Source organism: Bradyrhizobium sp. USDA 4461 (assembly GCF_054055655.1).
This window is the reverse complement of record NZ_JBSRXM010000001.1, coordinates 2,808,422-2,832,062: the sequence shown is the minus strand read 5'-3', so window position 1 is coordinate 2,832,062 and position 23,641 is coordinate 2,808,422. Positions and strand designations below refer to the sequence as shown.

General features: G+C 64.2%; 22 protein-coding genes. 17 read left to right on the top strand and 5 right to left on the bottom strand.

The window, feature by feature from the left end; all coding sequences use genetic code 11:
- Positions 1-29 precede the first annotated feature (29 nt).
- Positions 30-1,373, bottom strand: coding sequence for an HD domain-containing protein (locus ACVINW_RS13210; protein WP_456751693.1), 1,344 nt, complete (start codon positions 1,371-1,373; stop codon positions 30-32).
- A 199-nt stretch (positions 1,374-1,572) separates the two neighbouring features.
- Here ACVINW_RS13210 and ACVINW_RS13205 point away from each other — a divergent pair, with 199 nt between their 5' ends.
- Complete coding sequence (locus tag ACVINW_RS13205) at positions 1,573-3,114, top strand: acyl-CoA synthetase (RefSeq protein ID WP_456751692.1); 1,542 nt, start codon at positions 1,573-1,575, stop codon at positions 3,112-3,114.
- Between the two features lie 129 nt (positions 3,115-3,243).
- Positions 3,244-4,467, top strand: coding sequence for an ABC transporter substrate-binding protein (locus ACVINW_RS13200; protein WP_456751691.1), 1,224 nt, complete (start codon positions 3,244-3,246; stop codon positions 4,465-4,467).
- 232 nt (positions 4,468-4,699) lie between these two features.
- Here ACVINW_RS13200 and ACVINW_RS13195 read toward each other — a convergent pair whose 3' ends face one another.
- Positions 4,700-5,464 carry a helix-turn-helix domain-containing protein gene (locus ACVINW_RS13195; protein ID WP_456751690.1) on the bottom strand — a complete coding sequence of 255 codons (765 nt, stop codon included), beginning with the start codon at positions 5,462-5,464 and terminating at the stop codon, positions 4,700-4,702.
- Positions 5,465-5,664: 200 nt separating this feature from the next.
- On the opposite strand from ACVINW_RS13195, the gene ACVINW_RS13190 reads away from it, so the two are divergent.
- The 3 genes from ACVINW_RS13190 (at position 5,665) to ACVINW_RS13180 (ending at position 11,080) form a co-directional block, all read left to right on the top strand.
- On the top strand, positions 5,665-7,920 hold the full coding sequence (locus ACVINW_RS13190; RefSeq protein ID WP_456751689.1) for a marine proteobacterial sortase target protein: 2,256 nt from the start codon (positions 5,665-5,667) through the stop codon (positions 7,918-7,920).
- A gap of 200 nt (positions 7,921-8,120) precedes the next feature.
- On the top strand, positions 8,121-8,690 hold the full coding sequence (locus ACVINW_RS13185; protein ID WP_456756387.1) for a class GN sortase: 570 nt from the start codon (positions 8,121-8,123) through the stop codon (positions 8,688-8,690).
- Positions 8,691-8,857: 167 nt separating this feature from the next.
- A complete protein-coding gene (locus ACVINW_RS13180) occupies positions 8,858-11,080 on the top strand; it encodes an acetate--CoA ligase family protein (RefSeq protein WP_456751688.1) in 2,223 nt (740 codons plus the stop codon).
- Positions 11,081-11,248: 168 nt separating this feature from the next.
- Here the strand turns inward: ACVINW_RS13180 and ACVINW_RS13175 are convergent, their stop codons facing one another.
- Positions 11,249-12,010: a S1 family peptidase gene (locus ACVINW_RS13175; RefSeq protein ID WP_456751687.1), complete on the bottom strand. Its 762-nt coding sequence runs from the start codon at positions 12,008-12,010 to the stop codon at positions 11,249-11,251.
- A 439-nt stretch (positions 12,011-12,449) separates the two neighbouring features.
- Here ACVINW_RS13175 and ACVINW_RS13170 point away from each other — a divergent pair, with 439 nt between their 5' ends.
- A complete protein-coding gene (locus ACVINW_RS13170) occupies positions 12,450-13,124 on the top strand; it encodes a LuxR C-terminal-related transcriptional regulator (protein WP_456751686.1) in 675 nt (224 codons plus the stop codon).
- Positions 13,125-13,278: 154 nt separating this feature from the next.
- On the opposite strand, the gene ACVINW_RS13165 is transcribed toward ACVINW_RS13170, so the two are convergent.
- On the bottom strand, positions 13,279-13,581 hold the full coding sequence (locus ACVINW_RS13165; protein WP_456751685.1) for a hypothetical protein: 303 nt from the start codon (positions 13,579-13,581) through the stop codon (positions 13,279-13,281).
- Between ACVINW_RS13165 and ACVINW_RS13160 the strand changes: the two genes are divergently transcribed.
- From ACVINW_RS13160 to ACVINW_RS13120, 9 genes are all read left to right on the top strand, one after another.
- Entirely contained in the window at positions 13,540-15,915 is a 2,376-nt protein-coding gene (locus ACVINW_RS13160) for a cyanobactin maturation protease PatG family protein (protein WP_456751684.1), read from the top strand. The two genes, ACVINW_RS13165 and ACVINW_RS13160, sit on opposite strands and share 42 nt — an antisense overlap.
- Positions 15,916-16,089: 174 nt before the next feature.
- Positions 16,090-16,284 carry a hypothetical protein gene (locus tag ACVINW_RS13155; protein WP_076864612.1) on the top strand — a complete coding sequence of 65 codons (195 nt, stop codon included), beginning with the start codon at positions 16,090-16,092 and terminating at the stop codon, positions 16,282-16,284.
- Between the two features lie 57 nt (positions 16,285-16,341).
- On the top strand, positions 16,342-16,521 hold the full coding sequence (locus ACVINW_RS13150; protein WP_456751683.1) for a hypothetical protein: 180 nt from the start codon (positions 16,342-16,344) through the stop codon (positions 16,519-16,521).
- A 35-nt stretch (positions 16,522-16,556) separates the two neighbouring features.
- A complete protein-coding gene (locus tag ACVINW_RS13145) occupies positions 16,557-16,898 on the top strand; it encodes a hypothetical protein (RefSeq protein ID WP_456751682.1) in 342 nt (113 codons plus the stop codon).
- Between the two features lie 95 nt (positions 16,899-16,993).
- Complete coding sequence (locus ACVINW_RS13140) at positions 16,994-17,680, top strand: methyltransferase family protein (protein ID WP_456751681.1); 687 nt, start codon at positions 16,994-16,996, stop codon at positions 17,678-17,680.
- Positions 17,681-17,850: 170 nt separating this feature from the next.
- A complete protein-coding gene (locus tag ACVINW_RS13135) occupies positions 17,851-18,483 on the top strand; it encodes an HAD-IA family hydrolase (protein ID WP_456751680.1) in 633 nt (210 codons plus the stop codon).
- A gap of 173 nt (positions 18,484-18,656) precedes the next feature.
- Positions 18,657-18,977: a hypothetical protein gene (locus tag ACVINW_RS13130; RefSeq protein ID WP_456751679.1), complete on the top strand. Its 321-nt coding sequence runs from the start codon at positions 18,657-18,659 to the stop codon at positions 18,975-18,977.
- Positions 18,978-19,131: 154 nt separating this feature from the next.
- Positions 19,132-20,079 (top strand): AAA family ATPase, encoded by a 948-nt coding sequence (locus ACVINW_RS13125; protein ID WP_194457917.1) that lies wholly within the window; start codon positions 19,132-19,134, stop codon positions 20,077-20,079.
- Positions 20,080-20,085: 6 nt separating this feature from the next.
- Positions 20,086-21,462, top strand: a complete 1,377-nt coding sequence (locus tag ACVINW_RS13120; protein WP_456751678.1) for a vWA domain-containing protein — start codon at positions 20,086-20,088, stop codon at positions 21,460-21,462.
- 118 nt (positions 21,463-21,580) lie between these two features.
- Here the strand turns inward: ACVINW_RS13120 and ACVINW_RS13115 are convergent, their stop codons facing one another.
- A complete protein-coding gene (locus ACVINW_RS13115) occupies positions 21,581-22,108 on the bottom strand; it encodes a hypothetical protein (protein WP_456751677.1) in 528 nt (175 codons plus the stop codon).
- On the opposite strand from ACVINW_RS13115, the gene ACVINW_RS13110 reads away from it, so the two are divergent.
- A complete protein-coding gene (locus ACVINW_RS13110) occupies positions 22,100-22,231 on the top strand; it encodes a hypothetical protein (RefSeq protein ID WP_456751676.1) in 132 nt (43 codons plus the stop codon). The two genes, ACVINW_RS13115 and ACVINW_RS13110, sit on opposite strands and share 9 nt — an antisense overlap.
- Before the next feature lie 185 nt (positions 22,232-22,416).
- Entirely contained in the window at positions 22,417-23,637 is a 1,221-nt protein-coding gene (locus ACVINW_RS13105) for a DUF2235 domain-containing protein (RefSeq protein ID WP_456751675.1), read from the top strand.
- Positions 23,638-23,641: the final 4 nt, after the last annotated feature.

Here is a 23,641-nt window from a genome sequence, read left to right as displayed (position 1 = left end):
TGACTTGCTACCGAGACTTCATGTTGAAACTAGCCTTCTTCGATAGGAGCGGCTTTCTCGAATCTGACTACCTCTCTGCTAATGTCCGATCCATTCACGGTACCCACCACCGCATCTTCCGCACTTTCCCAAGCGTCTGTCCACGCTTCCTCAATTAGACGTCGAACAAGCCCCTCTAGATCTGCTGGTGCCTCCGTCGGAGCGACTTCCGCAAAAAATCGCGTTAGAGTAATTGTGTCATAGCCAGCATACTCATTGGGAACGAACAGAATACGCCCGCCAAGCGTCGATACTATCTTTGGGACGTCGGAAACCCGCACTGTACTGTCAACGGGAACCCATCCAGACGTCTCTACAAGACGCGCGAGTTCAGTGGGACTATCAATTCCCTTCACGCGATTTGCGTTCAATCGTCCGGCGCTCCGCTTCTGCAACAGATGGTCCACACCTCGGAGTTCTTTATCCACCGACACCAAGGTGTCGTGGGCAAGCCACCAAGCCTCCGCCAAGGCGAGTTCGAATGCGGGAGCAGCGGTGTAGACAAGCGCTTCATTCTCAATGAATGGGACCGCCATCCGCTCCTGAAAGGCCCAATGATGTTCAGATATGCCTTGCGGATTTAATAGCTTCCGCAGGAAAGTTGGTGCGCGACGGCGATCGATGTGCATGACATCTGAAACTCGCAGTAAACAAGCCATCTTGATCAGGTCGATACGACTCCTCGTTCTCCCTCCCAATGGGCCAAGGTCGTTCGCCAACTCGTCTTCGACTCGACCGATCGGCCACCAATGACTGTGCGCAAGCTGACCGATCTTCGGTCCGTAGAACTGGCGGACCTCGACATCGTCTATCAAGAATTCCTGTCCGCCGCTCGGAGCCTTCCAAGACATCCCCGGGAGCCTCTCAGCTTGCGGGGCGTGCATCATTCGCAACGCTTCTGCCGTCGCACGCTCCTCGACTAAAGCGAGGTCGATGGGTTCATTCGAGCCCTCTTGAGTCTCCATAAGAATTCTTGCGTAGCTATCTTTCCACGCCAGCGTCTCCTTCAGACCCTCGAGGCCGTTCGGGTAGGCGGCAACAGTCATAGCCGCATCATGGAGGAGTACAGCCCCGCCAAACACGAACGCCTCAGGCGGATTAAGATCCAGCCTGTCTCTCGCTACTATGGAGCCCATTTCCCAAAGCGCATCCAAATGCGAAGTGTCGTGAACTGTCATGCTTGGCATATCGGCCTGGATTCGACCAACTAGCGAAGCGGCCTTTTCCCGCACAGATAGATAACGTTCCTGAAAATATTGCTGCTCTGACTGGGTCGCATCTTCGCGTGCTTGAACAAATGCTCGTTGCCAGAGCCAAGTGTCTCGATACCCCATGTCCAATTTCCTGTTTCAAAACGATCGTTAAAGTTGAAGTATTCGGCAGATTCGCTCAAGAGCCATGCGCCCAAACCTGGCTTTTCTCAGCCACTAAACGCAAGACAGTATCCCGATACGCCCTCTCCACTGCCAATTCATGGCATCAATCGAGCCAGGAACAGGCGGCGCAAGACTGTCGTTCCCGGAGGAGGGACATGTGCCGGTTCGTTACTACGACTGGATCGCGCATCATCGCCGGCGCACGCCGGACAAGATGGCGCTCGTCGATCTCGCGAGCGGACGCCGCTTTGGCTATGCCGAGCTCGATGCCCGCGTGTCGCGGCTCGCCGCCTGGCTGCGCGACGGGCTTAAGGTTGCGCGCGGCGACCGCGTCGCGGTGCTGGCGCTGAACACCACCGATACGCTGGAGGTGCAGTTCGCCTGCTTCCGGATCGGCGCGATCTTCCTGCCGCTCAACACCCGCCTCACTGTCCCCGAGCTGCGCTACATCACCGGCGACGCCTCGCCCAAGGTGATGATCCATGACGACGACCTCGACGAGACGGCGCTTGCGGTCGCCAAACTCTGCGACGTCGCGTCCACCGTGCGGCTCGGCGCGGGCGGTGCCTATGAAGCCGGCATCGCGGCGGCCAAGCAGCTCGAACGGTTCGAGGAAGTCACGCTCGATGACATCTCGACCATCATGTACACCTCGGGCACCACAGGTCAGCCCAAGGGCGCGATCATCACCCATGGCATGACGTTCTGGAATTGCGTCAATCTCGGCGGTCCCGCCTACATCTCGCCGGCCTCGGTGCTGCTGACGGTGCTGCCGCTGTTCCACACCGGCGGGCTGAATTGCTACACCAACCCGGTGCTGCATGCCGGCGGCACGGTGCTGATCATGCGCGCGTTCGATCCCGGCGAGGCGCTGAAGCTGATCGGCGATCCCACGCAGGGCATCAACGTGTTCTTCGGCGTGCCCGCGATCTACCAGTTCATGGCGCAGCATCCGAGTTTTGCCACCGCTGACTTCAGCCGCCTCGTGATCGGGGGCGTCGGCGGCGCGCCGATGCCGGTGCCGCTGCTGAAGACGTGGGAGGCGCGCGGCGTCGCGCTGCAGCAGGGCTACGGCATGACCGAGACCTCGCCGGCGGTGATGGTGCTCGACCGCGAAGATGCCGCGCGCAAGGCCGGCTCGTCCGGCAAGCCGGTGCTGCATACCGAAGTGCGCGTCGTGCGACCCGATGGCAGCGATGCCGCGGTCGGCGAGCTCGGCGAACTCTGGGTCAAGGGCCCGAACATCACGCCGGGCTACTGGAACCGGCCGGACGCCAATGCCTCCTCCTTCACCGACGGCTGGCTGCACACCGGCGACGCCACAAGGATCGACGAGGAAGGCTTCTACTACATCGTCGATCGCTGGAAGGACATGTACATCTCCGGCGGCGAGAACGTCTATCCGGCCGAGGTCGAGAGCGTGCTGCATCAACTGACCGCCGTGGCCGAGGCCGCCGTGATCGGCATTCCGAACGAGCAATGGGGCGAGGTCGGAATGGCCGTGATCGCCGTGAAGCCGGGCCATACGCTGACGCCGGCCGAGATCCACGCGCATTGCCAGGCCAACCTGGCGCGGTTCAAATGCCCGCGCCTGATCGAATTCATCGATGCCCTGCCGCGCAACGCGACAGGCAAGATTCATAAGCCGACGCTCCGGCAGCAATTCAGCCAGCCGAAGCCGACCGATACCGCGGCGTGATCCTGGCGCGCGTTTCTCATGCGTTCCGGATCTCGCCGCGACCACAGATACCCCGCAACCGGCTGCCGGGGCCGGCTGCGGGTTCGTTGCGTCAGTCCCCAACCAGAATCAATCGAGGAAATTGCCTTTATGGAAACTACAAAAAAATTGTCGTTGCTGGCCGTAGCCACAGCGCTCTGCCTGCTCTCCACCCAGGCCGCCTTTGCACAAAAGAAGTACGACACCGGCGCCTCCGACACCGAGATCAAGATCGGCAATGTCGAGGCCTATAGCGGTCCCGCCTCCGCCTACGGCATCATCGGCAAGACCGAGGAAGCCTATTTCAAGATGATCAATGATCAGGGCGGCATCAACGGCCGCAAGATCAACTGGATCTCCTATGACGACGGCTATTCGCCGCCGAAGACCGTGGAGCAGATCCGCAAGCTGATCGAAAGCGACGAGGTGTTCCTGGTGTTCAACGCGTTGGGCACGCCGACCCAGACCGCGGTGCAGAAGTATCACAACGCCAAGAAGGTGCCGCAGCTGTTCCTCGCCACCGGCGCCAGCAAGTGGAACGACCCGAAGGACTTCCCGTGGACGATGGGCTTCCAGCCGAGCTATCGCGTCGAGGCGCGAATCTTCGGCAAGTACATCCTCAAGGCCAAGCCGGATGCCAAGGTCGCGATCTTCTATGCCAATGACGATTTCGGCAAGGACTACCTGATCGGCCTCAAGGAGGTGCTCGACAAGTCGAGCGTCAAGATCATCGCCGAGGAAAGCTACGAGACCACGGAGCCGTCGATCGATTCCCACATCGTCAAGCTTAAGGACACCGGCGCCGACGTGTTCGTCAACATCTCGACGCCGAAATTCGCGGCACAAGCGATCAAGAAGATCGCCGAGCTCGGCTGGAAGCCGATGCAGGTGATGACCGACGTCTCGATCTCGATCGGCGCCGTGATGAAGCCCGCCGGGCTCGAAGCCTCGGAAGGCGTGCTGTCGGCCGGCTATCTGAAAGACGCCTCCGATCCGCAGTGGAAGAACGACGAGGGCATGAAGAAGTTCATGGCCTTCGCCGAGAAGTACATGCCGGGCGCCAACCTCTCCGACGCCAATCTGGTCTATGGCTACGCCGCCGCGCAGACCATGGTGCAGGTGCTGAAGCAGGCCGGCGACGACCTGACGCGCGAGAACGTGATGAAGCAGGCCGCCAGCCTGAAGGATTTTGCGCCCGACACGCTGATCCCCGGCATCAAGATCAACACCAGCCCGACCGACTTCGCACCGGTCGAGCAGCTCAAGATGATGCAGTTCAAGAACGGACAGTGGGAGCTATTCGGCGAGATCATCAGTGCCGAGACCGGCGGCTAGCGCTGAGCTCTCGACGAGCAAACACATCGCGAAGCCGCCCCTCCGGGCGGCTTCGTTGTTTTTGCGGATCAATCTATCTCACCGTCACCCTGAGGAGCCGCGAAGCGGCGTCTCGAAGGGTCGACGGCCCTGCTGGTGCCGTGCATCCTTCGAGACGCGCGTGCCGCGCTCCTCAGGATGACGGAACTGGCATCGCAATATGCCGACATCCTTGTTGCCGCACGAGCCGCGACTATCCCGGCAGGAAGATCGCAAACGGCTCGTCGATGGTGCGGCGCAGATGCTCGCGATAGAGGGCGAAGTTGGCATCGTCGGCCGACACCCGGCCAAGGCTTGGCTTGGCGACGTTCCTCTCCGGCAGGAACGCGATCGGCGCGGCGACCGGCGTCAGCAGCGAGCCGCGGCCGGCGAGCAAGGTCGTGATGATGCCGTACATCTCGCCGGAATTGCGCGGGCGCGACACCGTGATGACGCGATGCTGTCCGTGCCGGTTGGTCACGAGGTAGACGAAGCCGGATTCATTCGGCACCGCGACTTCGCCATACTGCGTATAGTCGGCGTCCTGTCGCTCACCCTCGCGGAAGCCGAGCGACGATGTCGCATCGTCCCAGACGATCTCGGTGCGATAGGCGTAGAGCGCGCCCGGTTCGCCGAACGACGGGCGCACCGTGATGTAGGTGCCTTCGATCCGCGCCACCGAACGGCGGGAATAGGATCCGAGGCTGTCGGGTGCGATCCCGCCATTGGTTGGCACGACCACTTTGATCGCTTCCGGCAGCTTGCGCAGGGAGACGCCGAGCGCCTGCTCCAGCCGCACGGTGGTCGCCAGCGTGAACGGGCGGCGGCCGCCGAGCACCTTCTCCAAGGTCGAGAGGCTGAGCTTGGCCTGCTCCGCCAGCGTCTGCCGCGAGATGCGGCGGCGGGCGATTTCCTCGCGGATGGTCTCCGCGACCTGCTGGCTCTGCTCGGTGGAAAGTTGCTTGTCCGGCGTCGGCATCGTGATCCTGCAGCGGGTTCCCCATGAATTGACGCAGTCTAGCAGACCGGACAACTCATCACAAAACCGCACAAACCCGCCGCGGCCGGCGGCGGAGGGCGCCGGACGGCGGCCAATCATTGCCGATCATTCTGCTCGCGCCAAAACCGCCGTTCTCCATGATTGCGAAGCAGCGAAAGCCTCGCTCGGGAGTGACGAAAATGACGATTTACGATGCATGTGACAGCAGCCCGCAGATCCGAATGTCGCGCAGGATGCGCATTGCGCTGTTCTTCCTGGTGGAAGGCGTGGCCGCGCTGGCGATCGGCTTTGCCGCGCTGTTTGTGAGTTTCGATCCGGTGTGGTCGGCCGAGCTGCCGCAACAGGCGGTGCTGCGGCCATCGGATGCCCGCTCCGGCTCCCTGCTGTTCAAGACCGATGACGGCTATAGCGATGCGCTGAGGCTCGGCATCGATGTAGACCTCACCGTATCGGGCCCGACCGTGCGCGCCCGCGTCACGCAGATCTTCCGCAACCCGACCAAGGACTGGGTGGAAGCGACCTATGTCTATCCGCTGCCGGCGGGCGGCGCGGTCGACGCCCTGAAGATGGTGGTCGGCGACATCAAGGAGCGGCAGCAGGCCCGCGCGATCTACGAGCAGGCCAAGCAGACCGGCCAGAAGGCCGCGCTCACCGAGCAGGAGCGGCCCAATATCTTCACCAACTCGGTTGCCAATATCGGTCCCGGTGAAACCGTGCTGGTACAGATCGAATATCAGGAGCCGGTGCAGCAGAACGGCAATGAGTTCTCGCTGCGGGTGCCGATGGTGGTCGGCCCGCGTTACAATCCGCGGCTCGTCGTGCAAAGCGTCGACCTCCGCGCCGATGGCAGCGGTTGGGGCACCACCACGACCGATCCGGTACCGGATCGCGACCGCATCGCATCCGACGTGCTCGATCCCGCAGCCCATGCGCCGGTCAACCCGACCAACATTACGGTGCATCTCAACGCCGGCTTCCCGCTTGGCGACGTGAAGAGCCATTTCCACCAAGTCAAGATCGAGAGCCCCAATAGCACGGTGCGCGTCGTCCGGCTTGCCGAAGGCCCGGTGCCGGCCGATCGCGATTTCGAGCTGACCTGGAGGCCGGCCGCCGAGAAGGCACCGTCGGTCGGGCTGTTCCGCGAACATGTCGGCGATTCCGACTACCTGCTGGCCTTCGTCACGCCGCCGTCGGTCGAGCAGGCGCAGCAGAAACAGCTGCCGCGCGAAGTGATCTTCGTGATCGACAATTCCGGCTCGATGGGCGGCACCTCGATCATCCAGGCCAAGGCGAGCCTGCTCTACGCGCTCGGCCGCCTGCAACCGACCGATCGCTTCAACGTGATCCGGTTCGACGACACCATGGACACGCTGTTCCCGGCGCCGGTCGCGGCCAACAGCAGCAATATCGGCAACGCGACGTCGTTCGTCAGTGCGATCCAGGCCCGCGGCGGCACCGAGATGGTGCCGGCAATGCGTGCCGCGCTCTCCGACACCAACCATGACGACGCCGACCACGTCCGCCAGGTCGTGTTCCTGACCGACGGCGCCATCGGCAATGAGCAGCAATTGTTCGAGACCATCAGCGCGCTGCGCGGCCGTTCGCGGGTCTTCATGGTCGGCATCGGCTCGGCGCCGAACACCTACCTCATGACGCGCGCGGCCGAGCTCGGCCGCGGCACCTTCACCCATATCGGCTCGGTCGAGCAGGTCGACGAGCGCATGCGCGATTTGTTCGCCAAGCTGGAGAATCCCGCGGTAACCAATCTGTCCGCGAAATTCTCCGAGGCGACCGCCGACCTAACGCCGTCCGCACTCCCCGACGTCTATCGCGACGAGCCGCTAGTGCTGGCCGCGAAGCTCGACAAGCTCGCCGGTTCGGTCGAGATCAAGGGCCGCATCGGCGACCGTCCGTGGAGCGTGACGCTGCCGCTGGCGAACGCCGCCGAAGGCAAGGGCCTGTCGAAACTGTGGGCGCGCCGCAAGATCGCGGACGCCGAGGTCGCACGCACCACGCGGCAGCAGAGCCCCGCAGATGCCGACAAGACCATCCTTGCGCTCGCGCTGGAGCATCAGCTCGTGACCCGGCTGACCAGCCTCGTTGCGGTCGACAAGACGCCGAGCCGTCCCGAAGGCGAGCCGCTGAAGCTCGCAGAGCTGCCGCTCAACCTGCCCGCCGGCTGGGATTTCGCAAAGTTGTTCGGCGAGCGCCCGAGCCTGCCGACTGCTCCCGCCGAGCGTCGCGCTGAGGCCGGCGACGGCAAGGTGCAGCTCGCCGCGCTGAAGCGGTCACCGGTCGCCCCCCAAGGTCCCGGCGCGATCCAGCTGCCGAAGACCGCGACCGATGCCGAACTGAAGATGATCGCAGGTGTGATCCTGCTCACGGTCAGCCTCCTGCTTCTGGTGTTCAACCGACGTCAGACGTCGCCCCAATGACGTCGGATGAAAGGAGGAGGTGCCCCCGGCCTCCTCCTTTCCAAGAGCGCGCGCGGCCTTCCCATCCGTCCCCCGGGGGCCGCGCGCGCAGTTTTCCCTCGAGCGTCATTGCGAGCGGAGCGAAGCAATCCATGCCACCATTCGGGAAAAATGGATCGCTTCGTCGCTTCGCTCCTCGCAATGACGGGAGTCCGATGACGATGCGCCGCTTCATTCTCCCGCTCGCCTTCGCTCTCATCGGCCTGATCCTGTTCGGCCAGGGCGCCTATATCCGCGCCAAGGCGCTGCTCGCGCAGGTGCTGCTGGAGCGCGCCTTCGCCCAGAGTATCGCGACCGGCCAGCCGGTGAAGCCGTGGCGCTGGGCCGACACCTGGCCGGTGGCCCGGATCGAGGTGAAGCGCCTGCACGCCTCCGCGATCGCGCTTGCCGGCAGCAGCGGCCAGGCGCTGGCGTTCGGCCCGGGCCATGTCGAGCAGACCGTCGACGCCGGCGAGCGGGGTGTCGCGGTCTATTCGGCGCATCGCGACACCCATTTCGCCTTTCTGAGAGATGTCACAATCGGCGACGAGATCGACGTGACGCGAAGCGACGGCAAGATGTTTCGCTACCGGGCCGACCGCAGCGCGGTCGTCCGCTTCGATCAATCCGACATCGATCCCATCACGGATAAGCACGAGCTGGTGCTGTCGACCTGCTGGCCGTTCGACGCGCTGATATCAGGGCCCGAGCGTTATCTGTTGCACGCGACCCTGATCGAATCGGGTTCCTGACTCGCGTCAATTTTCGCCTGCCGGGATATTGCGCGCGACGCCCTGACTTGCGCCGGCGTGAGTTGCTACCCCCTTCCATCAGCCATAAAAACAATGAAAAATCATGTCCTGCGGTGATCGACCGTGGGCCAGAGGAAACAAGCAGAACAAGGATAAGGGCAGGCTCCATGGAAGCTCTCGCACGCACCGCGTCTCATCCGTCCCGCGGATGGGCACCGCCAGCCGACGCCAGCGACATCGTCAAGAGCATCCATGCGATGCTGCACCCGCGCAACATCGTGCTGGTCGGCGCCACCGACAAGCCCGGCAACTACGCCGAACGGATCTGGAACAACCTGGTCAAGTACGGCTATGCCGGAGGCCTTTATCCGATCAACGCCAAGCGCGAGGCGATCTGGGGCGTCACCTGCTACAAGGATTTCGCCAGCCTTCCGGAGAAACCCGACCACGTGCTGGTGCTGGTGCCGGCCCGCTTTGCCGTGCAGGTGATCCGCGACGCCGCCGCGGCGGGTGCACGCTCGGCGACCATCGTCACGTCAGGCTTCAGCGAATTGCAGGATGAAGAGAGCCAGCGGCTCGCAGCCGAGCTGAAGCAGGCGATCAAGGAGACCGGGCTTGCGGTCACCGGTCCGAACTGTCTCGGCAATCTCAGCGCCGGCGAGAACCTGTTCACCAATATCGACGACCGCATCGTCACCATGGAGCAGGGCGCGGTGGCGATCGCCGGCCAGTCCGGCGCCATCGTGATGGCGATCCGCCAGGCGCTGGAGGATCGCGGCGTCGGCGTCGGCTACATGGTCACGACCGGCAACGAATCCGGTCTCGAGACGCCGGATCTGATGAGCTATTTCGCTGCCGATCCGAGCATCCGTGTCATCGTGGTCTATCTCGAAGGCGTCAGGAATACAAAAGTGTTCCGCGAGGCCTGCAAGGCCGCGCGCGCCGCCGGCAAGCCTGTCATCGCGCTGAAGCTCGGCGCCTCCGAAGGCGGCCGGGCTGCTGCGATGGCGCATACCGGCGCGCTCGCCGGCTCGATCGAGACGTTCGATGCGATCTCGACCCGCGAGGGTGTGATTCGGGTGCGCGGGCTCGACGAACTGATCGAAACCACCGAGTGTTTCGTGCACGCCGATCCGCCGAAGGGCAACCGCCTCGCCGCGGTGTCGCTGTCGGGCGGCAAGCGCGGGCTTCTGATCGATGCGTTCTATTCCGCCGGCCTCAATTTCGCGCCGCTCAGCCCGAGCGCGTCCGGACAACTGGCGCAGATGCTCGGGCCCGGCAGCATCGTCGGCAACCCGCTCGACGCCGGCTTTGCCGCGGTGGTCGATCCCTCCGTCTACATGAAGTCGATCAAGATCATGATCGACGATCCCGATACCGACATCGTCATCATCGATGCTGAACTGCCGAAGGCGCCGCACGAGCTGCGCGAGCGCAATCTGCGGATCGTCAACGACATGGCGGGCCAAGCCAACAAGCCGGTGATCTACATCAGCGCGATGTCGATCGGCTTCACCGAATTCACCAAGGGCCTGCGCAAATCGCTGCCCAATATCGCCGTCATGCAGGGCCTCGACCGCGCGGTCGGCGCGATCAAGTCGCTGATCGAATATGCGGGGTTGCGCAAGGAAGTGCCCGACATCGCGTCGAGCTCGAAGCCGTCGGCGCGCACCGTGCTGGAGAAGACGCTGAAGGCCGCCAATGGCGCCGCCGCGCTCGACGAGGTCGCCTCGAAGAAGCTGCTTAAGGCCTATGGCATCCCGATCTCCAAGGAAGCGGTCGCGCAGACCGCCGCGGAGGCCGTGAAGATCGCCAAGCAGATCGGCTTTCCGGTGGTCGCCAAGGTGGTCAGCCCCGACATCCTGCACAAGTCGGATATCGGCGGCGTGGTGCTGAACCTCGCCAACGCGGCCGAGGTGAAGAAGGCGTTTAACGACATCACCGCGCGGGTGAAGAAGCTGAAGGGCAAGCCGAAGCTCGAGGGCATCCTGATCGCGCAGCAGGTCAAGGCCGATCTCGAGCTCGTGGTCGGCGCCTCGCTCGATGCCGAGATGGGCCCCGTGGTGCTGTTCGGCACCGGCGGCGTCGACATCGAGCTGATGAAGGACGTGGCGCTGGCCGGTGCACCGCTCGATGACGCCGAAGCGAAGCAGCTGATCGCCAAGACCAAGGCCGGCGTCAAGATGAAGGGCTATCGCGGCAAGCCGGCGCTGCACGAGCCGTCGGCGGTGAAGGCGCTGGTCGGACTCTCCAACTTGATGGCCGACGCCAATGGCCGCATCGCCTCGATCGACGTCAACCCGTTCCTGATCAACAGCAAGCTCGGCGTCGCCGTCGACGGCCTGATCGTGCTGAACAACGCCGCCGCGAACAAGGCAGCGGGGCATTAGGTCTGGCGCCCGCCCTGCCCCTCCCGTCATCCTGAGGTGCGAGCTCTTGCGAGCCTCGAAGGATGCACGGCCCGGCTGGTGGCCGTCGATCCTTCGAGACGCCGCTTCGCGGCTCCTCAGGATGACGGAATTCTGAGTGCGTCGGCGATTCGACCGGAGCGCGCCGGGCTAAAACCCCGCGCCCCACTGCCGCGCGGTCTGCATCACCCAGTCGCGATAGAGCGTCAGCGGCGTCACGCCGGTGATGCCGCCGCAGCCCGCAGTGCCGTTCGGCCCGGTCGACCAGCTCACCACGCCGACGATGACAGGCCCGCCAGGCTTGTCCTCGAACACGGGTGCACCGGAATCGCCGGTGCAGGCGCCGAGCCCGTCGCGCACGCCCTGCCCGACCGGATCGACCAGACGAATCTGCAGCGTGCCGGGCTTGCCGCTCGCGATCAGGCCGGCGACGCGAATGCTGCCGCCGCTCTTGCCGTCGCCGCGCACGGTGACACCGACGCCGGCAATGGTGAAGCGGCCGCCGACCTGGATCGGAATGTTCGGCATGCCGAGCACAGCCGGCGCCTTGCCTGCGGCCGGCATCGCGAGTTGCAGCAGCGCGACGTCGGCGGTCGCGACATGATTGGTCATCGCCTGCATCCGAAAGGCTGGATGGATCGCGACCGTCTTGACGTCCTGCAGCTTGGGCTGGCGGTCCGCACCGTACTCGACGATCTTGTAGTCGGCGCCGGGCTGCACGCAATGCGCCGCGGTCAGCACCACCTTCGGCGCGATCAGCGCGCCGGTGCAGAAATTGCCGCGCGAACCGACGATGGTGACGACCGCACGCGCAACGCCGTCGGTCGACGTCGCGCCGCCACCGACGATCGCGAAGGCCGGTGTTGCCATCGACAGGGTGAGAAAGGCTGTCGCTCGTATCAAGCTCGTCATGGAACCCTGTCGATCTGCATCCGTGTTAAGCACATCCGAGGCGCGGCATTGCGTCGCTCACGCTTCGCGCCGGCGAACACGCATTGTTGTACAGAGCATCCGGATTTGTGGGCGTCAATTGTCTAAATATCTAGACGTCGATCACTACGGTATTGAAGTCGCCGCCAAAATTCCTGCTGCGACGAGACGCGTGCAGGCTTCGCATCGCGACCCTGTCGCGAACCGCAACACATCCGATCGCGGTCTGTGTGATCCGCACGATGCGCGAATGTGAACTGCTTCTCTTGATCCTGCGCGTTGCGGCCGTAATTTCGACCCGATAATAATACAACCTCTGGCAGCATACCGCATACTTACCTTCATGACTTTCTGGATGCCGGTACCGTCGAGCTTCAGACGGCTTTTTCCATCCGCCATTTCGTTGAGTTCGAGGATTATCATGAGGATTGCGGTCGTCACGCCGATAAGGCTGTTCAGCGAGGGGCTTACCTCGAGTTTCCAGAACCACGCCGAGTTTGCCATCGCGGCGGCGGTATCCGATCTGGCCGGGCTGCGCGAGAGTCTCGAGGCCGGCAATGTGAATGTCATCCTGATCGACGTCACACAGGGAATCGATCTCGACGAGGTGCGCACGATCGCGAGCGAGCATGCGGAGATCGCGCTGGTAGCGCTCGGCCTCAACGAGGATAGGCGCGACGTGGTTCGCTGCGGCCGGGCCGGGTTCAGCGGCTACATTTCCCGCAACGCCAGCTTCGATGAGCTCTGCCGCGCGTTGTCGGACGTGGCATCGGGACGGCTAGCCTGCAGCGCCGAGATTTCCGGCGGCCTGCTGCGCGCGCTGTTTTGCATGGAGCGCCAGACCGACACGATCGAGGCGGACCAGGGACTGACGCGTCGCGAAAGCGAGGTCCTCAAGCTGATCGGCCAGGGCCTGTCGAACAAGGAGATCGCACGCGATCTCAATCTCAGCCTTGCGACCGTCAAGCATCATGTCCATCACGTGTTGCAGAAGCTCGGCCTGCCGCGCCGCGCGCAGGCAATGCGGCGGGTGCGCGAAGCGCCGTGGATCGCATCATCCGCACCGACGCTCGATCGTCGCCGCGAGCTCGACTGACCCCGGCATCCTGAATTCCGTGTGCGGCCGGCGGCGCTGCATCGTTGCAGAGATGTGGCGCGTGTCGGCGCGCGCGCGTGCGCGTCGCGCTGCAAGGTCGATCCCGACCAAATCCTTTGATCGATATTTCCAGGCACTCGATCGACCTCATGGATCAATCGAGCCCCATCATCGCCTCGATCCTTTCTGATCCACCGCGACGAATAGGCCGTTTGCGGCAGAGCTGCCACAACTGCACCGACGCAACGAGGTACCGGTGCTTTTTAGCTCGCTGCGCAAATTGCAGATTGCCGTGGAAGACGGATCGCCCGCGTGAGTTCGCGGCAGATCGGTCGGGAATGATTTCATGAATCCAGTTGCCGACATTCCTGGTCTGGCTGTTTTGTGGCAGCGAACGTCGGGTGGCGACCCCGCGGTGAAGATCGCGATCATCGACGGTCCCGTCGACCTCAATCATCCCTCGCTCGGGCAAGCGCGCGTCGCCATGGGCGGCGAGTTCGTCGCGCCGTCTTCGCCGACGATTCAGTCCGAGCACGGCACCCATGTCACCAGCGTGCTGATGGGCACGCCGGGCAGCCCGGTGCTCGGCGTCGCGCCGAATTGCAGCGCGACCGTGTTCTCGATCTATCGCGAGGACGCCGCCGGGCAGATCGAGCCGTCCTCGCAAAGCACGTTGGCGCTCGCGATCAACCAGGCGCTGGCCGTCGGCGCCGATATCATCAATATCAGCAGCGGCCAGCAATCGGCGACCGGACAGGCCGATCGCATCTTGATGGACGCGGTGCGCGCCTGTGAGCGCGCCGGCAAGCTGATCGTCGCCGCGGCCGGCAATGACGGTTGCCGCTGCGTCCAGGTGCCGGGTAGCCTTTCTTCGGTGCTCGCGGTCGGCGCCTGCGACCTCGCCGGCAATCCGCTGCCGTTCAGCAATTTCGGCGACGCCTATCTCAAGAACGGCATCCTCGCACCGGGCGAGAACATCGCCGGCGCCTCACCCGTTCGCAACGTCAGTCTGCGATCCGGAACGAGCTTCGCTGCGCCGATCGTCGCCGGGGTCGTCGCGCTGCTGCTCTCCTGCCTGCGCCAGAACGGGCGCAAGGCCGATCCGCAAGCCGTCCGTGCCGCGCTGCTCGAAAGCGCGGTGCCCTGCCGCAACGACGGCAGCGCCACGCGCTGCCTCGCCGGACGGCTCGATATTCCCGCGGCTGTCGCCGCCCTGCTTGGCGAGCAGGCGGACGCCGTCATGCCGTCGGGTGCCACGGCCGCGCCTCCCCGCTTCCGGGGAGTATCCGCGCGCCCCTTCCTCCAACCGTCATCCGCCGCTCAGCCAACTGCAACCAGAGAGGGTTCCATGGGAGATCTATCAGCAATGTCTGCACCATCGGCTCCGCGCATATTCGGGCCCGACGGCTCGGTCCTGCGAAGCAGCGCCGGGATCATGCCAAGCGAGGCGCAGCCCGCCGCGCCGGCGGCACCAGCGGCGATGGCCGTCCCCGTTGATCACAGTGTCGCCGCCGCACCGATCGCGGCACCCGCGCCTTATCCGTACCACGCTCCTCATCCGGGCGGCGACATGGTCTGGATGCCGGCACCGGCGCCGCAGATGGTCATGCCGCAGATGGCGATGCCAGCCGCCGGCATGATGCCGCAAACCTGGCTGCAGCCGCAGCAGATGCCGGCGCTGATGCCGAGCCACGCGCTTCCCGTCGCTATGCCGCAGGCGCTGCCGATGTACGAGGCACCCGCGGTCCGGACGAGCGAGACGAACTGCGGTTGTCGCGGCGGCATGCGTCCGCGGGGCGCTGCGTCCGAGCCCACCGGTCAGCTCGCCTTCCCGATCGGCCGGCTGTTCTACGATTTCGGCAAGGAAGCCCGGCTCGATTACTTCGTGCAGGCGATCGCCAACTGGCGCGACAGCCTGATCGGCCGCGGCGATCCGGCTTTCGGACCGGAGCGCGACCACTCCGGCGACACCTCGGCGCCCTATAATCCCGCGATCATGGCGCGCTATCTGCTGAACCAGGCCGAAGGCGAAACCGCGACGCCGGCCGGCGCCGGCAACAACTTCCCGGACGCCGACGCCATTACCTGGACGATGACGATCGATTCGATCCCGATCTACGCGATCAAGCCGCTCGATGTGTTCGGTCTCGGGTTCTTCGCCGCACTGATCCTGGCGTTGTGGCACCAGGAGGTCTCGCATGACGATCCCGCGACGACCCGGACCGTTGTGAAGGCGACAGCGGCCGCGGCCGACTCCGAGGCACGACCGACGGCGAACCCGCCATTCCCGGGGCCCGGCGGCGTCGCGCGCGTCTCGATGGCCGGTTGGGTCGACAGCACCAACACGACCAAGCTGCTCAACGGAACCGTCGTGCCGACGCTGGTGACCGACTGGCGCGGCTTCTACCAGTGGGATCTGTTCACGCTGTTCGGACCCAAGTCTGATAGCTGGCCCGCAGGTGCCGAGGGCTTCCTCGATCGAATCTACAACGAGTTCCGCAACGTCGGCCTCTCGCCGCAGGACCGCGCGCTGAATTATTCGGCGATGAATGCCTACAACACGCAGAAGATCTTCGGTGACGCCGCCAAGAAGGGCCTGCGGCTCGACACCGTCGAGGTGGATCAGAGCGTCATCTGTCGGCCGGACTCGGATTGCCACGACGTGACCTACCGCTTCTTCAACCCGACGCAGGTCCTGACCCAGGCGCGCGAAGTCTATCAGTACACGATCGACGTCAGCGACGTGGTGCCTGTCGCGGTCGGGCCGCTGCGGCAGTGGCAGGTCTATTGACGCGATTGCTCCTCTGCGTCCGGAGGAGATCAGAACGTGGCGCGAATTGGCGTCACGTGGTCCAGGGGATCGACGCGATGAGCGATCCCCTGGGCGACGTCCAGCGACGGCGGCCCCGGTCGGTGCCCACCTCCGGTCGTTGCCGTCAATTCAAACCGAAAGAAGGAGCTGAACATGTACGCAAGGAACGACTTTGAGACCTTCGGCAGCGTGCGTAGCCCGATCCAGTGTGAGGGCATCGAGCGCGGTCCGAAGCGGATTGCTGAAGTGGCGACCAACGGGTCGGTCAACCCGCAGGGTTGGGGCGACATCCTCGGCGGGATCGCAAAGGTGGCGATCCCCGCCCTCAGCGGCGTCCTCGGCATCTGATCGCCAAACTCGGGGCCCGGCGCTGCCGGGCCCCACCCCATCTTCGAGGAGGCCGATATGATGCAGAAGTCCACCGCCACGAGTCCGCAGCCACAGCAGCAGAACGGTCGCCGGATCGAGCGCTCCGGAAAGATCGTCGTGTCATCCGTCGTGACCCACGCCTCGCTGCTCGCCGCGATCAGCGACCGCAACCCGATCATCGCCAAACGCACCACATCCGACGAAGACAAGACCTGAAATCGTCGTCATCACCAACCTATGGAGCCGATGCCATGGCAAGAACGCCCCGCCAATCCGGATCCGGCAATGCCGCCCCGCCGCCGCAGGCGGACGCAGCATCCGCAGCGTCAAGCATTGCAGACGCGCGGCTGCCATTGGAGGCAGCTGTTGTCGCCCGTCCGAAGATCGCCACCACGCCCGCTCCGCCGACAACGCAGGCCTATATGGCGCCGCCGCAGGGCCCGGGTGCTCCGCAGCAGATGCGCCATGATGGCTCGCCGCGTTCGGAAGCGCGGCTCAACACCGCGATGAAGATCCTGCTCGATCCCACGGCGCGCGCGCTGCCGAGCAAGGTCTATTCCGGACAGGCGCGAAACTGGACCCGCCGATCGTGAGCGGTCTTGCGCGCTGAACCGCGCTTCGCTGCAAAGACACGCAACGGCCCGCTCGATTCCGGCGGCGCGGCCGTTGCCGCTCGTCGGAGAGAGACATGAATGAGACCAGAAATCCGCCCCACATCAATCTGCACCGCGCCGCCTTCACCTTTGTGGGTCTCGGGACACTCCTGTTTCTCGCCGCCGGCACCTTGCGATGGGCCGGCGCCTGGGTGTTCCTGCTCGAGCTCACGATCGGCGGGCTGATCACCGAGGCCTGGCTTGCGAGGCATGATCCGGGCCTGCTGGCGGAGCGGTGCACCGCGCGCGGCCAGGCCAGCTGGGATCGCGTCATCACGACGATCATGCCGCTGTTGTGGTTGACATGGCTGCCGCTGATGGCGCTCGACGCGATCCGCTACCAGGCATCGCTCGTGCCCTTCTGGCTGCAATGCGCCGGCCCGGTCATGATCGCGGCATCGTTCTATATCGTCTACCGGACCTATCGCGCAAACAGTTATGCCGCACCGGTCGTGAAGATCCAGCGCGACCGCGGGCATGCAGCCGTAACCACCGGACCGTACGCCTATGTGCGGCACCCGATCTATGCCAGCGGCCTGCTGACCTATGTCGGCACGCCGCTGCTGCTCGGATCCTGGTATGGCCTGGCGATCGTGCCTGTGATGGCGGCGCTGCTCGGCCTGCGGTCGATGATGGAGGAGCGGATGCTCACCGCCGAGCTCGACGGCTATGCCGACTACCTTACCCGCGTGCGCTATCGGCTGGTGCCGATGGTCTGGTGAGCCCGTTCCGCGTGGCGGTCTTTCGACGCAAACTGGCGGCTTGCCTGATCGGCGGCAATTCCAATAAAGAGAACGGACACGCGTTTCCCTATCTTCCTGCCAGACGGCCGGAAGACGCGAGGCGAAGCCGACGCTTTGCGACGGGCAGGATTTTGACGGGCAGGACATTGATGATCGAGGCAGTGATCTGGGATTTCGGCGGCGTCTTGACCACCTCGCCGTTCGAGGCATTTGCACGCTATGAGACCGAGCGCGGCCTGCCGATCGATATCATCCGCCGCACCAACGCCGCCAACCATCTGGAAAACGCCTGGGCCAAGTTCGAGCGGGCCGAGATCGGGATCGATGCGTTCGATGAACTGTTCGCCACGGAATCGAAGGCGCTCGGCGCCGAGGTGCGCGGCAGGGACGTGCTGCCGCTGCTCTCCGGCGACCTGCGCCCCGAAATGGTCGAGGCGTTGAAGCGCGTCAAGACGAAATTCAAGACCGGCTGCATCACCAACAATCTGCCGTCGAACGCGATCGGCAGCCACAGCGGACGTACGCTGTATGTCGCCGAGGTGATGGCGCTGTTTGACCATATCATCGAGTCCGCCAAGATCGGCCTGCGCAAGCCCGATCCTCGCATCTACCGGATGATGGTGGAGGCGCTGCAGGTGAATCCTGCGAACTGCGTCTATCTCGACGATCTCGGCGTCAATCTCAAGCCGGCGCGGGAGATGGGCATGACCACGATCAAGGTCGCGAACGCCGCGCAGGCGATCGGCGAACTCGAGGCCGCGACCGGCCTCACGCTGAGGTGAAACGTCCTCCCGGCCTATTCACGCCGCATTCAGGCGGCGGCCGCTAATTGTCGGCCTCCCCGTGGATCACGGCGCGACCGCGAGATCGCATTGTGATCCTTTCCTGGTCTGAGCATGATGTACCGGACAGCCGATATCCACGTCTCCGGACCATGCCCGCGGAGGCACATCCCATGAAACGTCTTGTCGTCGCCCTTGTCTCGGCTGGTTCGCTGCTGGTTTCGGTCGCAGCCTTCGCGCAATCAACCTCAGCCCCCGCACCGGCAGCAGCGCCGGCGGCGGCGCCTGCACAAGAGAGCGTCGCAGCGGCCCCCGTGCCCGGTGCGAAGCGAGCAGCCTGCCAGAGTGCGGCGAAGGCCCTGAAAGGGCAGGACCGCCACGACCAGATGCAGCTCTGCATGGCGCAAGCCCATCTCGACTGCCTGAAGCAGGCGATCGACCAGAAGATCGTCGGCCCGCAGCGCAAGGATTTCGTGAAGAGCTGCGCCAGTTGAGCGCCGCGTATTGCGCTCGGCGGAATACCCCGGGAACCATGCGCTTACCCCAGCCTTTAATCTCCATGCCGTTGCGGGCCGAACGAGCCTTGTGCTTTGCCCGCAACGGGCGCAGAACAGGTCCGAGTTCAAGACAAATTCGGAGCTGATCCTCGTGGCTGACACCAGGCCCACCGCCTCGATCGAGGCCGTGGAAAGCGGCCTCGCCGCGCAAGGCTATATTGCAAGCCGGCAGATCGCGACCGCGGTCTATCTGTCGCAGCAGATCGAGAAGCCGATCCTGGTCGAAGGGCCTGCCGGCGTCGGCAAGACGGAGCTGGCGAAGGCGATCGCCGCCTGGCGCGGCATGAAGATGATCCGCCTGCAATGCTATGAGGGCCTCGACGAGGCCAAGGCGCTGTATGAGTGGAAATACGCCAAGCAGTTGCTCTACACCCAGATCCTGAAGGACAAGCTCGGCGAGGTGCTCGGCGGCGCGCAATCGCTGGCCGCGGCGCTCGACCAGCTCCACACCTTCGGCGACGTGTTCTTCTCCAAGGAGTTCGTCGAGCCGCGGCCGCTGCTCCAGGCGCTGGAGCAGCCCGCCGGCTGCGTGCTGCTGATCGACGAGATCGACAAATCGGACGCCGAATTCGAGTCGTTGCTGCTGGAGATCCTCTCCGACTTTCAGGTCACGATCCCCGAGCTCGGCACCGTCTCCGCGGTGGCGCCGCCGACCGTGATCCTGACCTCGAACAGCGAGCGCGATCTTGGCGACGCCTTGAAGCGGCGCTGCCTGCATCTGCATATCGGCTTCCCCGAGCAGAAGCTGGAAGAGCGCATCGTCGAGAGCCGGGTACCCGGCATCTCGCAGACGCTGCGCAAGCAGATGGTCGGTTTTATCCACGAGATCCGCTCGCTCGACCTGAAGAAGCTGCCCTCGGTCAGCGAGGCGATCGACTGGGCGCGCGTGCTGGTGCTGCTGCAGGCCAGCGAGCTCGATACCGAGATCGTCAAGGACACGCTCAACGTGCTCTTGAAATACGAGGCCGATATCGAGGCCGCGACGCCGCAGATCTCGTCCTTCATCGCCAAGGCGTCGCGCCAGGGCGTTTTTAGTTAGACCAACATGCGCGAGAACCTGCATCGCTTCTTTCGTGCGGCGCGGGGAGCCGGGGTCCGGGTCTCGCCGGCCGAGAGCATTGATGCGATGCGGGCGGTCGCCCAGGTCGGCTTCAACGATCGCGATATCCTGCGCGACACCTTCCTGCTGACGCTTGCCAAGACCCAGGACGAGAAGCGCGCACTCGGCGAATGCTTCGACCTGTTCTTCAGCCAGCCCGAGCCGCAGCAGGAGAACGCCGAGCAGAACAAGCCCGACGACGGCAGCGAATCCGGCGACAACCCGTCGGCCGACGAGCACGGCGACACGACGGGCGGCGCCGCCAACGCCGATGTCGGGCCCTTAGCACAGATGCTGCTGTCGCAGGACCGCTCCGCAATCTCGACCGCGATCGCCAATGCCTCCGGCGCCGCTTCGCTGCCTGACATTCGCTACTTCACCCAGCGCGGCATCTTCCAGACCCGCATCCTCGATGCGATGGGCATCCAGCGCCTGCGCGACGATATCGACGAGCAGACCACGCGCAATCCGGCACTCGCCGAGCGCTTGCAGGAGGCGCTCAACGGCCTGCGCGGCACCGTGCGCGACGCGGTCTCGCAGGCTCTGCTGCTGTACGGCCGCGAGGAAGCCGAGAACCTGCGCAACGAGATCCTGCGCAACGCGCCGTTGGCGCGGATCGAGCCGCGGCAGGTCGAGCAGATGCGGACGCTGATCCGCCAGATCGCGCGCCGGCTGCGCGAACGTTATTCCAAACCGCGCAAGCGCCAGCGCCGCGGCCATCTCGACGTCCGCCGCACGCTGCGGCGGAACGCGGCCTGGGGCGGCGTACCGTTCCTCACCGCCTGGAAGCGCAAGCATCGCGACCGGCCGAAGATCGTCGCGCTGTGCGACGTCTCCGGCTCCGTCGCCCGCGTCTCGGATTTCTTCCTGCTCCTGATCCACAGCCTGCAAGAGGTGGTCGACGACGTCCGCTCGTTCGCGTTCTCGGGCCATCTGATCGAGGTCAGCGACATCCTGGAATCGAAATCGCCGGAGGAGGCGATGAAGGAGATCATGTCCAAGGTCGGGTTCGGCTCGTCCGACTACGGCAACTCCTTCGCCGATTTCGAGGACAATTGGATGAGCGCGATCACGCCGCAGACCACCGTGATCGTGCTGGGCGATGCCCGCAGCAACAACCTCGATCCCCGTGCCGACATCCTGCGCCGCATCGGCGAACGGTCGAAGCGGCTGGTCTGGCTCAATCCCGAGGGCCGCATGGTCTGGGGCTTTGGCGATTCCGAGATGCCGCGATACGCAACCTTCTGCACCGTGGTGCGCCAATGCGCGACAGCCCAGCAGCTCGAGCGCGCGGTGTCGGACATCGTCGCGACCTATCAATAGGCCGCTAAAGCATGATCCGGAAAAGTGCGAAGCGGTTTTCCGGAAAGATCATGCTCAAACAAGGAGCCAAAGCGCGACGCCGATTCAACGCAATATCATCGAGATTTGGCCGCCTAGCCTAGATGGCAAGCGACTCGGCGTGGAACAGCCACCCGACGAATGCAATCAGCGTCAGCGCGATCGAGGCGGTGACACTGACCAGCTTGATCGTCGTGATCGCCTTCAGCACCGAGACGGAGCGCGCCGCTGCATGCGGGTTGCCGTGCAGCAGAAGCCAGGCCAGCAGGCAATCCTCGATCAGGTCACTGAGCAGGTACACCGCCGGCACGACCAGGCCGAGCCACGCCGCGGACGGATGGATCTGGTTGAGCCAGTGCGATGACGCCGCGCCCATCGCACCCGCCAGCGCCAGCATGACGATGAGGTCGAGCGGAAACAGGATCGGGAAGACGTACTTCATTCGCAGATTGGACTGTACCAGCGTGCCGAGCTGGCCGCCGGTGTAGCTCAACGTCTTCTCCGGAAAGCGGGTGGGAAACCGGTTGGCAAAGACGCGATCGGAGTAGCGGCCGACCCACCAGAACAGTCCGAACGCAATCACAACCAGGCCCGCGAGAATGACCGTCACGAGAGCTTGGTGGCTCATGCCGATCCGTTCCTGTCCGTGTTGAGGGAGCTGCTGACGGCAGCAGGCAAGATGATCGCGCGCACCGGCGAAATCCCTGAACGGGAGAAAAAATCAACGCAATACCGCAATGAGTGTCGGTGAGATTCCCACCTTTTCAGAAATGTTGCAATTGAATTCTGCGGATCGCCGCGAGGCATGAGCACACGGCCGACAGTGCGCCCGTCACGCCGCGTGCACAGAGCCGCCTTCAATTGAAGATTGAATCTCGCCTGTATTCCGCCGTACATTGAGACTGCGAATTTTCACGGCGACCGCAGGGGCAACGGATGCCGAAAGATATTGTCATCATGTGCGACGGCACCGGCAACGAGATCGGCGCCAATATTTCCAACGTGCTGAAGCTGTTTCGCGTCGCCGACAAGCATGACCAGCAGCGGATCTACTATCATCCGGGTCTCGGCACGGTCGGCTTGCAGAACAGCTGGGGCCGTTTCAAGCAGCAGGTGCGCGGCCTGTTCGGGCTGGCCTTCGGCGCCGGTCTCGACGAGGATACGCTCGGCACCTACCAGTTCCTGTGTCAGATTTGGGAGCCCGGCGATCGGGTCTGGATGTTCGGCTTCAGCCGCGGTGCCTACACCGTGCGCGTGCTGGCGGCCTTCGTCCACGTGATGGGACTGTTGCCGGTCGACCAGCTCGACCTCGCGGGCTACGCGTTCTCGACCTACAAGAAGGCGAGCTCCGACGCCCAGAAGCCCGACGGGACGTTCGACGATGCCCCGTTGAAGGAAGCCTGGCATTTCAGCCAGATCGCCGGCGGCCGCAACATCGACATCGAATTCGTCGGCGTCTGGGACACCGTCGCCTCGATCATCGTGCCGCGGCAGGACAACTTCCTGTTCGACTTGCAGACGCTGCTGTTCACCCGGACCAATTCGAGCGTCAGGCGTTTCCGCCAGGCGATTTCGATCGACGAGCGCCGACGCATGTTCCGCCTCAACCGCTGGATCGAACCGCAGAAATTTCGCTCCGATCCGTTCGATCCGACAACGGCGGTGGAGCAGGACATCCGCCAGGTCTGGTTCGCCGGCGTGCACTCCGACGTCGGCGGCGGCTATCCGGAGGATCAGAGCGGGCCGTCGAAGTTTCCGCTGATCTGGATGCTCGAGCAGGCCAAGGCCGCCGGGCTGCACATGGACCAGGCACTGATCGATCATCTCGCCTGGGGGCTGCCGTTGCCGCCGCACGTCCACGACTATGTGCCGCCAAGCGCGACCGCGCCGCTGCACAACTCGCTGACCGCCGCCTGGGAAATCCTGGAGTGGATTCCGAAGCGCGACAAATGGAAGGAATGGCCGGAGCGCAAATCCTTCCTCGGCTTCTACCTGCCGATGGGCGAGCCGCGGCCAATACCGGAAGGTGCGATCATCCATGCCTCCGTGCTCGAACGCATGGAGAAGGACCCCGCCTACAAGCCGATCAACCTACCGAAGACCTATAACATCGAACCGATGACACCGCCGCCGGCGCCACCCGCGCCCGTTGCCTGACTTC